Raw genomic sequence first — 12,920 nt, 5'->3', positions numbered from 1 at the left:
ATGAGAAAAAATCAGGAGGGATCTACTTTGGTGGAGGTCCTGGTATCCTTCTCCATACTGATGCTCTGCATGGCTATGATGTGGCAGTCGGTGGTATTCTCCGGGAACCTCTCCCAAAAGGCCGAGGAGATCTGGAAAAAGACGGAGGCCGCTTCCAATGCCTATTATACAGGGCAGGACGGGGATCATCAGAGGATTCACGTCAGCATGTTCGGGGAGGATATGGGAGAAGCCGATATGGGAGTGACGAAAACGGATCAGCCCGCGGACAGACAGATCTATTATATAAATGATTAGCGGACCCGGGAGAGTTCGGAGTATGAATCCGGGCCATTCAGGATGGGTAAGAGAACAACAGGTATAACAAAATTACGAAGCGGGTGAAGGAGGTGGCGGAATGAAGAAAAAGCAGAATAACAGGGGCGTTACCATGGTGGAAGTCATTGTGGCCTTTGCGCTGTCGGCCATCTTCATGGCTGCCGCTACCGCACTGATCTCGCCTTACACGAAGATCTATCTGAGGCTGAACGCCATGAACCGGGTGGAGGATGAAGTCAGAATCGTGTCGGAGACAATCGTGAATGAACTGACCTACGCTACTGGTTATGATACCGGCGGATTGTATATTCTGGAGGACCCGGATCTGGCAGGGTTTTCACAGATCAAGTACAGTGATAAGAGCGGCAATCCGGCCACGCTTCGGGCGGATAAAGAGAAAGGGCTGATCATCGACTACGAGGGGATCAAGTATCCGAACTCGGAGGATTACCTCTATGAACCGACTACCTGGTACTACGGGAAAGGGTTCTACAAGAAAAATGAGGTAACGGAGCTCAAATTTGAAAAGTGGGCAGACAACGACAATAAAATAAAGTATACTTTAACTGTTGAAAGCCCTTATTATTCCCGGACTGTGACCGGGTATCTGGAATGCCTGGACCTGACGGCGGATAAGATTACGGTTGGAACGAAGTAAGCCGGAGGATAGCCGAAGGTGTGGCGGAACGGGTTCGAGGATGTTCAGTGGTTGCTTTTGTGAAGGGTAAAGATGAGACTGGGAGTTGCGGTGTGTATGGAATCTTCATCGGAGTAGGTAACAAAAAGTAATCACTTTTATTATAAATTTCTAATAAAATAATTTTAAGGAGGATTTTCAAATGAAAATGATTCAGAAAATGCGCAATGCGAGGGAAAACAAAAAAGGATTCACGTTAACAGAGATGATTGTTGTATTGGTTATTATCGTTATTCTGATCGCTCTGCTTGTTCCTACATTAGTAGGTTATATTGATAAGGCGAAAGAGAAGAGTGTAATGGCAGAAGGAAAGAGAGTATTAGATGCTACACAGACTATAGTATCAGAAGCGTATGGGTTAGATTCCACTCTCCCGGGTCTGACAAAGAATACAGCTTTTTACGTTACAGGTCAGTCATCATATAGTGCAGAGACAGCAACTGATAACATTGGACTTAGAGTAGCTAGACTTTCAGAATTAAAAAATAATGTTACAGTTAAAATTACAATAAACACAGAAAATAAAGTAAGTGAATTAATAATTAATGATGGCGGAAAGGCGGCTAAATATGATGGAACCAAGTGGACCTTAGGTAAGGATACAGATACTGGAATGAGTGCAACTAATCCTAATCCTTAATTTCTCAATATAATTTGGAGCGTAATTATTATGAAAAACAATGTAAGAAACAGAAAAGGCTTTACCTTAACTGAAATGATTGTGGTATTAGTTATTATAGTTATATTAATAGCTCTACTGGTACCTACACTTATTGGTTACATAGATAAGGCAAAATACAAAAGTGTTATGGCAGAAGGCAAAATGGTATTGACGGCTACACAAACTATAGTTTCAGAGGACTATGGTGAAGGAAATCCAGTCGGTAGCAGTGAAACACCAGCAACTCCTGGAAACTTGATATTAACAATAAATGCATCTGATACTACTGGTTTGTCAGGTGAAATTGCAACTCTTGCAGAGATGAAAGCGGGCACACAGGCACAAGTCAAAATTGTGGATAATAAAGTTCAAAAAATAATATTCCATGATGCTGACAAAGCAGCAATATACGATTTAACCTCCACGACTGACAAATGGACTACAGGTAAAGCAGCAGATGATGATTTCAAATTTGAATAATTACTAAATGAAAAAGATGTAGAGAAAATGGGTTGTAAATGGGGTGGTAAAATGAGTAAGAGGAAACACAGTATATTAAAAAATATAAAAGGTTTTACTGCCATAGAATTATTAGCAGGATTAACAATAGTTCTAATAATACTCATAATTTTTATCCCAATAACCCTGCACTACACCAACAAGGCCTCCGCCAGGTCCATCCTGGCGGAAGCCAAAAATGTAAAACTCTCCATGTACTCCGTAGGCCTGGACTGCCGTGCCACCAACACCCCATTCCAGGATGGAAACGGAACCTACGGATTTGCCCCCGGCATTCTGAACGAAGTCAAAGAAACCGCTGATTGCCAGGGAGATATCTACCTGCTAAAATGGGATGCCGACACCTGTCAGCCCGAACAGTTCTTCTACATAGAAAACGGCTATATGGTAACATACCAGAAAGTAAATAACGAAAACCAGTGGGATGTTTTAAAGCTTAATCATCTCATTAACGGCAGCTAATGACCCTCTAACCAAATTTGAAAATAATTTCTACAGATAATTCAGAACCAAATATTATCCAGGGAATTACTATATATGTATAAAATCCAGCAGACAGGTTCAGTATGTATACCTAATGGAGCAGCGAATGCTGCGCCCCAGTCCGAAGGACATGTATTAAGGGATGCTGTAAAGTATACCTTATAGAGCAGCGAATGCTGCGACCCGGTCCGAAGGACATGTATTAAGGGATGCTGTAAAGTATACTTTATGGAGCCAATATCCTGCGCCCCCGCACGCAGCGCAAGTGTTACGGGGGATGGAAACAGTTAACCATTATCACCAGTTAACATACAACTGCCAGAAGGGAGGCATAATCAATGCCCAACCACCAGAGAAAAACAAGAGACGCAGCCGTCCATTCCCGGAAGGGCTTCACCCTGACCGAGATGATCGTAGTTCTGGTCATCATCGTGATTCTGATAGCGCTTTTGGTCCCGACCCTCACCGGCTATATCGACAAAGCGAAGGAAAAAAGTGTTATGGCTGAGGGCCAAAGGGTCCTGACTGCGACCAGAACCATCCTGGCAGAGCACTACGGAAACGAGGAGGACGTCTCTGTCTCCACTTTCCGCATCAACGATCCATTAAAGGATACGGATCTGGCAAAAGAGATCGTAGCCCTGGCGGAAATGAAAACGGACTCCCTGGCGGAGCTGGAGATCGAGAAGAACCAGATCGAGAGCCTGATCTACCAATCCGGAAATAAAGCAGCATTCTATTATGCCCCAGGCCATGTCCCTGAGGGAGAGAATGAGGGCTGGACCGTTAAAAACGGGGAGTTTATCCGGTAGATTACTCATATTCCTATGACATTAATTGCGAAAGAGGCCCTATGATACAACTACTACAGACGATCATTGCCATTTTAATATTTCTCTTCGGAGCATCGCTGTTTTCCTTCCTGAACGTGGTGATCTACCGGGTACCCCGTAAAATATCCTTTGTGGGCGGGCGCAGCTTCTGCCCGGACTGCAGACACGCGCTGGGGGCTCCGGACATGTTCCCGGTACTCAGCTACCTGTTCCTGCGGGGGAAGTGCCGGTACTGCAAGGCTCATATTTCCCTGCGCTATCCCATCGTGGAAATCCTGGGAGGACTGTCCTCCCTGCTGTGCATGACGGTATATATAGACTGGGAAGGGAATCTGTGGATGGGATTCCTGCGGTTTCTGACCGCATTTGCCCTGCTGGCGGTCCTGACTGTGGTAGCCTTTGTGGACTGGGATACGATGGAGATCCCAAATGGTTTCGTTCTGGCTGCCGCCGTCTGCGGCCTGGTTTCCTTTTTTACATTTCCGGAAACAGGGTGGTTGGAACGGCTGATCGGTATATTCGCAGTCAGTGTGCCATTGCTCCTGATTACACTGTTAGTTCCCGGTGCCTTCGGCGGCGGGGACATTAAGCTTATGGCCGCCTGCGGTCTTTACCTGGGCTGGAAGCTCTGCCTGACGGCCTTTGCAGCTGCAGTTCTGACAGGAGGTGCTTACGGAGCCTACCTTCTGCTTTCCAAAAAGAAGGGCCGGAAGGACCATTTCGCATTCGGTCCATTTCTGTGTATGGGAGTTGTGTTTGCCGTGTTTTGCGGACGGATGCTGATTGACTGGTATTTACAGTTTTTATAGAATAGAAGAATCATGAAATTGAAAATAACAAAATTATTATTACTAATTACGAAATAAGAACCAAGTTACGAAATAAGAACCAAGTGATCAATCTAAGAAAAGGAATCAATCTAGAAAAACCACGAATCCAAATAGAAAATAGGTGAGAACATGCCGAGGTATAAGTATACGGCCAAGGACCTGGACGGAAAAACAATCCGGGGAGAGGCCGAGGCCCCCGGGGAAGACGAGCTGTACGAACAGCTGCGGGAAGGAAATAAATACCTGGTCTCCTGTGATGAGGTAACCAGGGAACACAGCGAGCGACGATTGAAAGCCGATGTGCTGGCGGATTTCTGCCGGCAGCTGGGCACGCTTCTGAATGCCGGAGTGACGCTTGTGCGGACGTTAAATATCATCGCCCAGGAGGAAGGCCTGAATCCCAAGACGAAGAAGGTCTATAACGAGATCCTGCGCCAGATCCGCCAGGGTATTCCCTTGTCGGAAGCGATGGAAGCCCAGGGAAATGTATTTCCCGACCTGCTGGTACATATGATGCGTTCCGCAGAAGAGAGCGGAAGTATCGATCAGACGGCGCTTCGTATGGCCGATCATTATGATAAAGAGCACCGGATGAACGGCAAAGTCAAAAATGCTATGATTTATCCGGCTATTCTGCTGTTCCTGCTGGTGGTGGTGATGATCTTCGTCATGGTATACATCATTCCGCAGTTTAAGCCCATCTTCGATATGCTGGATGAGGTGCCGTTTATCACCAGAATCGTGCTGGCCTGCAGCGACGCGTTTATCAACCGCTGGGTAGTGATTGTAGCTGTCATCGTGATTGCGGTATTCGCCGTTCATCTGCTTCTGCGCCTGCCGAAAGTGCGGTACGGCTGGGATGCGTTAAAGTTAAAGCTGCCGAAGGTCGGTAAACTGCTGCGGGTAATCTATACCGCTCGTTTTGCCAGAACTTTAAGCTCCCTGTATGGCAGCGGGATACCTATGCTGCTGTCCCTGCAGATCGGACGCAGGACGGTAGGAAACAGATACATCGAGGCCCAGTTTGACGCGGTTATTGACCAGGTGCGCCGGGGCGAACCCCTCTCAAAGGCGCTGCGGGAAGTGGACGGGCTGGAGCTTAAGCTGTCCTCCACGATTCTCGTGGGAGAAGAGACCGGAAGCCTGGAAAATATGCTGAACTCCATCGCAGAGTCGCTGGAATTCGACGCAGATCAGGCTTTGAGCAAGATGGTTACCATGATGGAACCGGTCCTGATCATCATCATGGGCCTGGTCATCGGATTTGTCATGATCGCGGTGCTGCTGCCCATCTTCCAGTCCTACAACGCAATCGAAACATACGGAGCATAGTACAGCATATCTTGCGGAGCAGCTATGCCGTCGATTCGCAATCACGCTTATGATACGGATATGGGATACTCTGTTTAGCGAAACTTAGATAACGCTGTACCAGACAGGAGGAAATAAAACGTGAATACGTCCATCTATTTATCAAATCAAAATATACAGATCCTGACCGGCTCCGGCGGCCGCTCCAAGGTATCCGTGAAAAATGTGTTTCAGGCCAAGGCGCCGGAGGGCAGTCTGATCAACGGCGTCATAACCAGTGAAGCCGAACTGGCCGAATGCCTGGGCCGGCTCTGGAGCCAATACCGCCTTCCCAGGACCAATGTGGGACTGGTTATCGACAGCACCAAGTTCGTCACGAAGATCCTGACCCTGCCCGCGGTGAAGGGGAACAAGCTGCAGGAGCTGGTAAAACGGGAATTTTCCGATCTGGGCGACCGGGAAAAGCTCCTGTTCGACTATATGATCCTGAACAAAGATTCCAAGGGCAGGATGCTTAAGATACTGGCCGCGGCTGCAGAACGGGACTTTATCGGCAGCTACGTGCAGCTGTTTGAAAAGTTAAAAATCAGTATCTCCAGTGTCAATGTGGCTCTGGCTGCGGAGTTAAAAATTTTGGATATCCATCCGGCGCTGCGCGGAAGAACCTGTATCCTGGAGCTTTTGGATGGGGATAATCTGGTTAATACATTGATCGTAAACGGAGAATACAAGTATTCCAGCCGTTCCAGACTGTTCCAGGAACATGGAACCGAAGGCTTTGCGCTGGATATCGCCAGGAATGTAAGCGGTATTCTTCAGTTCCACGCTTCTGAACGCAGTGAGTACGCGATTACGGATGTATTTTTAGGTGGATTTTCCAAGGAAAATGAAATGCTGTGTGTGGACAGTATCCGTTCTCTGAATGCAAATCTTCAGACGGCCCTGTTCCCGGACACCCCAGCTGTGGCTATGCCGCCTGCCGCCCACGATCCTGCGGGACCAGACGGCCAGAACGGCGCGGCGGCTCTGCGTGACTGTATCTACGCGGCCGGAAATTTTGTGGTGAGGTGAGGTGGAAGGATGAGTGCAGCAGGAAAAGATATGAACTTTTACGTACAATATAAAAAGAAACCAAAGACTGCGGGCAATGGGAAAAAGGTCTGGCTGAAAGCGATTCCGATCGCGGTCACGCTGATCGTGTGTGTCGTGGCCAGCACGGTTCTGGTTGTCAGAAATATGGGCCTTCAGTCCCAGCTGGATGAGGTGAACGATTATATTACAGATCCTGCTGTAGTCGGGGCTTATACCCAGTCCCAGGATCTGGCCGGACAGATATCCGTGATCAGCAGCTATGTGGACCAGGACGAATATGCGCTTCAGGCCATTGACTCGTATCCGCTTCCGAATAGTTCGGTGACGAACGCGATCAAGGAGTGCGGGGAAGGGCAGGTAACCATCGATATTCAGAGCTATCAGGCCCCCACCGGCAGTTTTAATTTTACGGCGGAAGCGGTTGACGTAACCACGATCAACCATTTTATTGACAGACTGGAGGAATCGGAGCTGTTCGCCAAAGTCGAATATTCCGGTTATGTCTTCGTCAACGAGACCCAGAATTACCTCATCAATGTGAGCTGCTATCTGAATGAAATGGCCGGAAAGTGAGGGGAAGAATATGACAACGAAGTTAACGAAACGGGATAAAGTGCTGCTGTATTTCCTGGCCATATTTCTCATTATAACCGGATTTACCGCACTTCTGATCATCCCTTCCTGGAACAGAGCGGATGAATTAAGTACGAATCTGGAAGAAGCACAGAGCACAAGGGACAGAATGGATGCTTCCATCGCCATGATCCCCCAGTACACGAACGAACTGGAAGAGAAACAAAAGCAGAGGGATCAGCTGATAGCCGATCTATATCCTGTAATGGAGAATCAGGCAGTGGATAAGATGATCACGAACCTGATCCTGGATTACGGTCTGGAAGCCAAAGATTTTATCATTTCCGTAGATCCCCAGATGCGGCAGTTCGTGCCCTACAGCCTGTCGGCTATGGGATTAAAAGCCATGACCTCAGCCCAGGGACAGGCGGAAGAGATAATCAGCCAGGGAACTTCGGCCAATGCGGAAAGTGAGCTGGACGGGACTTCCTCCGGGGACGATGCTTCCGCACAGGGAGCTGCCGCCGCGGACGGTTCCTCTTCTTTGAATACCGGAACCGCCATGGAGATCTACACTTCTGATGTATCCGTGAAAGCAGTCGGCTCCCGGGAGAAGCTGCAGAGCCTGTTGGATTATATCATAAATGAGGAGCCTTCGATCCGAATCACCGGATATAACTTCGCAAGTGAAGCAGGCGCTTATGAAACCGGGGAGAACGCGGGAATGTCCACACTGACCATAACCATGGAATTATACATGTGCTACAAATAGAGAAGGTAAGAGGGAAAATATCGTGAAAAATATTCCGATTGGTGAAGTATTAAAAGAATCTGGTTATATTACGGAAGAACAGCTTCAGCAGGCCCTGGCCTACCAAAAGGAGCACCGGGGACGACTGGGAGAGGTCCTTCTGGAGCTGGGCTTCGTTACGGAGCGTCAGACACTGGAAGCCCTGGGGAAACGGCTGAACTTAAAGACCGTCAATATATCCGAATACCCGGTGGAAGCTGATGCGGTGGCCCTGGTCCCCCGTCCTCTGGCCATGAAATACCATATGCTGGCGGTAAAGACCGAGGGGCAGACGCTGTATCTGGTGACCAATGATCCGCTCAACTATTATGGGCTGGAAGACATCCGCCAGCTGACCGGAAAAAACGTGGAAGTCCTGCTCTGCGAGCTGGCTCCGCTGAATAAAGCCATCGATTATTATTATTCAGAGGTGGACGCCAGGCAGGCAGCCCAAAATGCGAACCAGAGCAGTGAGCCTCAGATCGAGGAACTGGAGGTGGCGCAGGAAGACGACGACGCGCCGATCATACAGCTGTTAAGCAGCCTGCTCCAGAGAGCATATAATACCAACGCCAGCGATATCCATATAGAACCCTTCGAGGATAAGACCCTGATCCGGATGAGAATAGACGGTACTATCATCGATTATGTCACACTCCAGAGATCCCTGCATCCGTCCCTGATCGCCCGTATTAAAATCCTGGCGGACATGGATATCGCCGAAAAGCGGGTGCCCCAGGACGGTCATTTCCGAACAAAGGTGAATGAAGAATATATCAATATCCGTGTGTCCGTCATCCCTACCGTATTCGGGGAAAAGGCGGTGCTGCGTCTGCTGTCCAATAACTCGGCCATCGACTACTCCGACCAGTTCGGTATGGATGAGGCCAATTATAAGAAGTTCCAGCGGCTGCTGCGCTCTCCCAATGGAATCATTTACCTGACCGGCCCTACCGGATCTGGTAAAACGACCACGCTATACATGATCCTGGAGTATCTGTCCAGAAGGCAGGTGAATCTGTCCACCATCGAAGATCCGGTGGAAAAGAACCTGGCCAAAGTCAATCAGATGCAGGTGAACAATACGGCGGGACTTACCTTTGATGTGGGACTGCGGGCCCTCCTGCGTCAGGACCCTGATATCATTATGGTCGGTGAGACCCGTGATTCCGAGACGGCGAATATCTCCATCCGGGCGGCCATCACGGGCCATCTGGTGCTCTCCACCCTTCATACGAACAATGCGGTGTCCTCCATCGTGCGTCTGCTGGATATGGGACTGGAACCCTATATGATATCCAGTTCGCTGATGGGCGTGGTCGCCCAGCGTCTGATGCGGAAGGTCTGTCCGTACTGTTCCGCGGAGGAAGATCCGACTGCAGAAGAAGCGGAATTATTAGGCCCTTTTGTACCCAGAGTCCGCCGGGCGAAGGGGTGCAACATGTGCAATAACACAGGATACCGCGGCCGTACCGCCATTCATGAAATGGTACTGATCGACGATCAGATCAGGAAAATGATTACCAACCATACTTCTATGGAGGAAATAACGGAATATGCGGTAAGGGAACAGGGAATGAAGACACTGAAAGAAAGCGCTGTGGAGCGTGTAAAACTGGGAATCACTACGGTGGATGAACTTCTTAAGGTCGCTTATTACTCTTAAGGGAATCGCCCATAGAGAAACAGATCAAATATAGTAAAGCTATAGCAAAAAGTAAAACTTCAGGAGGTATTGGAATGCCGGGGATAGAGCAGATTATAATGACTGCACGGGATCTGAAGTGTTCAGATGTGCATATATCAGAAGGGCTTCCCATGGCCGTCAGAATTCATGGAAAGCTTCAGCAGGCGCCCTTTCAGTTAACCGATGATGAGACCAGGGAAGCCATTCTCTCGATGGTTCCTGATCCCATGCGATCCCAGCTGGAGGCCGGGGAGGATCTGGACTTCGCGGTCCAGACTTTTGATGGCCACAGGCAGCGTATCAATGTGTTCCGGCAGCAGGGGAAGCTGGCGGCCACGATCCGTCTGCTGAACAGCACGATCCCCACGCTTGAGGAACTGGGGCTGCCACCGGTGCTGCGCGAGATGGCTTCCCAGCCCAGAGGGCTGATCCTGGTCACAGGCCCCACCGGCAGCGGTAAATCCACTACGCTGGCCGCCATGATCGACTATATCAATAACAGCCGGTCCGATCATATCCTGACCATCGAGGACCCGATTGAATATGTCTACAAACAGAATTTGTCCGTAATCCATCAGCGGGAAGTGGGCAGGGATACCGGAAGTTTCGCCTCGGCTCTGCGCTCTGCGCTTCGTGAGGACCCAGACGTGATCCTGGTCGGTGAGATGCGGGACTATGAGACGATATCCGCCGCCGTCACGGCCGCAGAGACCGGCCATCTGGTCATGTCCACCCTGCACACCACCGGGGCGGCCCAGACCATTGACCGTATTATCGATGTCTGTCCGCCGGAGGGCCAGAATCAGATCCGGACCCAGCTGGCCAGCATCCTTCAGGGGGTGATTACCCAGTGCCTGCTTCCCACGGCGGACGGCCAGGGAAGATGCGCGGCCACGGAGATCCTGGTCGGCACCGACGCGGCGCTGAACCTGATCCGTGAGGGAAAAGGACATCAGATGAGCTCGGTGATGCAGTCCGGCGCGGCGCTGGGAATGCACACACTGAACGGCGATCTGGTGCGTTTGGTGAATCTGGGTAAGATACGCCGGGATGTGGCTGTGCAGTATTCCAATGACCGAAAAGACCTGAACCAGTATTTCGGATAATCAGTTAGGAATAATATTCCAGATAAAAGGACAAACTTCTTGAGAAGAGAAGGGAGTCCTTTTGGTTTTTCCAAAATTTTACGAAAAGATTACGCAATATTAACGAAATTTAGAATCTATGAAAATCTATTTTTTAACAATATAGACAAAACTGGAAAAGATGTTATAATTATGTACAGAATGTCTATTTCTTAAAATGAGGAAAGGAGTAAGCATGTGAAGAAGAGCAAACGAAGCGTATGGAAAGCATTTGCCATGATTACGCAGTTTACCATTAACATGCTTGTCCCTATTTTTTTATGCGGCTTTTTAGGAATATGGATTCACCGCACCTTTGGGATTCCGGCGGAGATTCCGCTTTTTTTCCTGGGAGCGCTGGCGGGTTTTAGGAATGTCTATATCATGGCGAAGAGTGTGTATGACGATGACAAAGGGGCTAAGAAGAAATGAAGCGTTTGAGCCTTGTGTTAAAAGAACTTTTTATCGGAATACTGGTATACGGAATTGTGGTGATGGGGATCGGCCTGCTGATTGCCAAGGATAAACCGCAGTATGCCTTTGGGCTGCTGATCGGGCTTCTGACGGCGGGAGCCATGGCTTTTCATATGGAGAAGGCGCTGAACCGGGCGCTGGATCTGGGAGAGGCCGGGGCGCAGAATCACATACGAAAGACCTACATGATCCGTACGGCATTCGTCGTGCTGATTTTCGGCGTTACGGTATATTTTCACCTGGGAAGCGTATGGTCCTGTTTCCTGGGAGTGATGGGTTTGAAAGCAGCGGCTTATTTGCAGCCGTTTGTTGATAAACTGCCTTTTTTAAAAGAGGCGGGCTCTGAAGGGGATCAGGGCGAGAGGGGTAATAAATTAATAATGAAAGAAGGTGAGTAGATGGCACATATGATGGCGGTCAGCCATCTGTTGGCGACGTCCTCGGAGAATGTGGACTTCATGGTCCACGGCTTGCTGAAATACCGGCTGTTCGGACAGGATCTGTGGATTACCACCACTCATGTCAGTATTCTGATTGTCATGTTGCTGCTGATTATTTTCTTTATCGTGGTACACAGGAAGATGAAGAAAAAAGATCCGAATGAGGTACCGGGCGGATTCCAGAACGCGGTTGAGCTGATTGTGGAGATGGTGGACGGACTGGTCAGCGCCAATATGGGCAAGAATGCAAAGAAATTTGCCAATTACATCGGGACCATTTTTATCTTTATCCTGATCAGTAACATTTCGGGATTATTCGGTATCCGGCCGCCCACGGCAGATTACGGAGTTACGCTTCCTCTGGCGCTTATTACATTTGTGATGATTCATTATAATGATATCAAGCACAACCGGAGCGGAGCCTTTACCAGCCTGCTGGAGCCGATTCCGTTATTTCTGCCGATTAACCTGATCGGGGAAGTGGCGGTGCCGATTTCCATGTCCCTGCGTTTGTTCAGCAACATCCTGTCTGGGACCGTTATGATGGCGTTGGTTTACGGTTTACTGCCGATTTTTGTAAAGGTCGGTATCCCCGCATTCCTGCATATTTATTTTGATTTGTTCGCAGGCGCGATTCAGACATACGTATTCTGTATGCTGACCATGGTTTATGTCAATGACAAATTATCAGACGAATAAGAAAAGAGTTTAAGGAGGAATTTACTATGAATATTACAGGTCAGGATTTAATTTTAGCTTGTTCCGCAATCGGTGCGGGTCTTGCAGTTATCGCAGGTATCGGGCCTGGTGTAGGCCAGGGTTATGCAGCCGGCGCGGCGGCAGCGGCAGTTGGAAGAAACCCGGGTGCGAAAGGGGATATTACCTCTACCATGCTTTTGGGACAGGCCGTAGCCGAGACTACCGGTCTCTATGGATTGTTGATCGCCTTCCTGTTATTGTTCGTACAGCCTTTGACCTGAGAAGGATCGGACAAAATTATGAGAGGGAACACCCTTCGGGTATACCTGTATGTCCTGAAAAACGGACAAATTAAGGAAACACCCTTCGGGTATACCTGTATGTCCTGA

At 48.9% G+C, this 12,920-nt stretch carries 17 protein-coding genes; all 17 read left to right on the top strand.

All coding sequences use genetic code 11. The features are described 5' to 3' along the window. The 17 genes from ABC831_RS01045 (at position 1) to atpE (ending at position 12,812) form a co-directional block, all read left to right on the top strand. Entirely contained in the window at positions 1-297 is a 297-nt protein-coding gene (locus ABC831_RS01045; RefSeq protein WP_343246439.1) for a prepilin-type N-terminal cleavage/methylation domain-containing protein, read from the top strand. 100 nt (positions 298-397) lie between these two features. Further along, positions 398-976: a pilus assembly FimT family protein gene (locus ABC831_RS01040; RefSeq protein ID WP_343246438.1), complete on the top strand. Its 579-nt coding sequence runs from the start codon at positions 398-400 to the stop codon at positions 974-976. A gap of 181 nt (positions 977-1,157) precedes the next feature. Beyond that, positions 1,158-1,655, top strand: a complete 498-nt coding sequence (locus tag ABC831_RS01035; protein ID WP_343246437.1) for a prepilin-type N-terminal cleavage/methylation domain-containing protein — start codon at positions 1,158-1,160, stop codon at positions 1,653-1,655. A 30-nt stretch (positions 1,656-1,685) separates the two neighbouring features. Further along, entirely contained in the window at positions 1,686-2,156 is a 471-nt protein-coding gene (locus ABC831_RS01030) for a prepilin-type N-terminal cleavage/methylation domain-containing protein (protein WP_343246436.1), read from the top strand. 51 nt (positions 2,157-2,207) lie between these two features. Further along, entirely contained in the window at positions 2,208-2,657 is a 450-nt protein-coding gene (locus tag ABC831_RS01025; RefSeq protein WP_343246435.1) for a hypothetical protein, read from the top strand. A 359-nt stretch (positions 2,658-3,016) separates the two neighbouring features. Continuing rightward, complete coding sequence (locus ABC831_RS01020) at positions 3,017-3,490, top strand: prepilin-type N-terminal cleavage/methylation domain-containing protein (protein WP_343246434.1); 474 nt, start codon at positions 3,017-3,019, stop codon at positions 3,488-3,490. 41 nt (positions 3,491-3,531) lie between these two features. Then, the gene (locus ABC831_RS01015; RefSeq protein WP_343246433.1) at positions 3,532-4,320 is read left to right on the top strand and encodes a prepilin peptidase; all 789 of its coding nucleotides are present in this window, start codon (positions 3,532-3,534) and stop codon (positions 4,318-4,320) included. Between the two features lie 150 nt (positions 4,321-4,470). After that, positions 4,471-5,673 (top strand): type II secretion system F family protein, encoded by a 1,203-nt coding sequence (locus tag ABC831_RS01010; RefSeq protein WP_343246432.1) that lies wholly within the window; start codon positions 4,471-4,473, stop codon positions 5,671-5,673. Positions 5,674-5,793: 120 nt separating this feature from the next. Continuing rightward, positions 5,794-6,723: a type IV pilus biogenesis protein PilM gene (gene pilM, locus ABC831_RS01005; RefSeq protein WP_343246431.1), complete on the top strand. Its 930-nt coding sequence runs from the start codon at positions 5,794-5,796 to the stop codon at positions 6,721-6,723. 30 nt (positions 6,724-6,753) lie between these two features. Beyond that, a complete protein-coding gene (locus ABC831_RS01000; RefSeq protein ID WP_343246430.1) occupies positions 6,754-7,317 on the top strand; it encodes a hypothetical protein in 564 nt (187 codons plus the stop codon). Between the two features lie 10 nt (positions 7,318-7,327). Then, positions 7,328-8,089 carry a hypothetical protein gene (locus ABC831_RS00995; RefSeq protein WP_343246429.1) on the top strand — a complete coding sequence of 254 codons (762 nt, stop codon included), beginning with the start codon at positions 7,328-7,330 and terminating at the stop codon, positions 8,087-8,089. A 22-nt stretch (positions 8,090-8,111) separates the two neighbouring features. Further along, positions 8,112-9,773, top strand: a complete 1,662-nt coding sequence (locus ABC831_RS00990) for a GspE/PulE family protein (RefSeq protein ID WP_343246428.1) — start codon at positions 8,112-8,114, stop codon at positions 9,771-9,773. Positions 9,774-9,847: 74 nt separating this feature from the next. After that, positions 9,848-10,900 (top strand): type IV pilus twitching motility protein PilT, encoded by a 1,053-nt coding sequence (locus ABC831_RS00985; protein WP_343246427.1) that lies wholly within the window; start codon positions 9,848-9,850, stop codon positions 10,898-10,900. Positions 10,901-11,116: 216 nt separating this feature from the next. Continuing rightward, positions 11,117-11,350: an AtpZ/AtpI family protein gene (locus tag ABC831_RS00980; protein WP_343246426.1), complete on the top strand. Its 234-nt coding sequence runs from the start codon at positions 11,117-11,119 to the stop codon at positions 11,348-11,350. Next, complete coding sequence (locus ABC831_RS00975; RefSeq protein ID WP_343246425.1) at positions 11,347-11,790, top strand: hypothetical protein; 444 nt, start codon at positions 11,347-11,349, stop codon at positions 11,788-11,790. The genes ABC831_RS00980 and ABC831_RS00975 overlap by 4 nt, the downstream gene beginning before the upstream one ends. After that, positions 11,791-12,531 carry a F0F1 ATP synthase subunit A gene (gene atpB / locus ABC831_RS00970; protein ID WP_238726386.1) on the top strand — a complete coding sequence of 247 codons (741 nt, stop codon included), beginning with the start codon at positions 11,791-11,793 and terminating at the stop codon, positions 12,529-12,531. 26 nt (positions 12,532-12,557) lie between these two features. Beyond that, on the top strand, positions 12,558-12,812 hold the full coding sequence (atpE, locus tag ABC831_RS00965; RefSeq protein ID WP_158350840.1) for an ATP synthase F0 subunit C: 255 nt from the start codon (positions 12,558-12,560) through the stop codon (positions 12,810-12,812). Positions 12,813-12,920: the final 108 nt, after the last annotated feature.

It is taken from the genome of Diplocloster hominis (assembly GCF_032380655.1).
Classification (GTDB): Bacteria; Bacillota; Clostridia; order Lachnospirales; family Lachnospiraceae; genus Diplocloster; species Diplocloster hominis.
This window is presented reverse-complemented; position numbering and strand designations above follow the sequence as displayed.

Bases quoted from the DNA above. Each gene is read 5' to 3' on its own strand.
- ABC831_RS01025 (WP_343246435.1), top strand. From the start codon at position 2,208: ATGAGTAAGAGGAAACACAGTATATTAAAAAATATAAAAGGTTTTACT.
- ABC831_RS01010 (WP_343246432.1), top strand. From the start codon at position 4,471: ATGCCGAGGTATAAGTATACGGCCAAGGACCTGGACGGAAAAACAATC.
- ABC831_RS00995 (WP_343246429.1), top strand. From the start codon at position 7,328: ATGACAACGAAGTTAACGAAACGGGATAAAGTGCTGCTGTATTTCCTG.
- atpB (WP_238726386.1), top strand. From the start codon at position 11,791: ATGGCACATATGATGGCGGTCAGCCATCTGTTGGCGACGTCCTCGGAG.
- ABC831_RS00985 (WP_343246427.1), top strand. From the start codon at position 9,848: ATGCCGGGGATAGAGCAGATTATAATGACTGCACGGGATCTGAAGTGT.
- ABC831_RS01045 (WP_343246439.1), top strand. From the start codon at position 1: ATGAGAAAAAATCAGGAGGGATCTACTTTGGTGGAGGTCCTGGTATCC.
- atpE (WP_158350840.1), top strand. From the start codon at position 12,558: ATGAATATTACAGGTCAGGATTTAATTTTAGCTTGTTCCGCAATCGGT.
- ABC831_RS01020 (WP_343246434.1), top strand. From the start codon at position 3,017: ATGCCCAACCACCAGAGAAAAACAAGAGACGCAGCCGTCCATTCCCGG.
- ABC831_RS01035 (WP_343246437.1), top strand. From the start codon at position 1,158: ATGAAAATGATTCAGAAAATGCGCAATGCGAGGGAAAACAAAAAAGGA.
- ABC831_RS01000 (WP_343246430.1), top strand. From the start codon at position 6,754: ATGAACTTTTACGTACAATATAAAAAGAAACCAAAGACTGCGGGCAAT.
- ABC831_RS01040 (WP_343246438.1), top strand. From the start codon at position 398: ATGAAGAAAAAGCAGAATAACAGGGGCGTTACCATGGTGGAAGTCATT.
- ABC831_RS00975 (WP_343246425.1), top strand. From the start codon at position 11,347: ATGAAGCGTTTGAGCCTTGTGTTAAAAGAACTTTTTATCGGAATACTG.
- ABC831_RS01015 (WP_343246433.1), top strand. From the start codon at position 3,532: ATGATACAACTACTACAGACGATCATTGCCATTTTAATATTTCTCTTC.
- ABC831_RS01030 (WP_343246436.1), top strand. From the start codon at position 1,686: ATGAAAAACAATGTAAGAAACAGAAAAGGCTTTACCTTAACTGAAATG.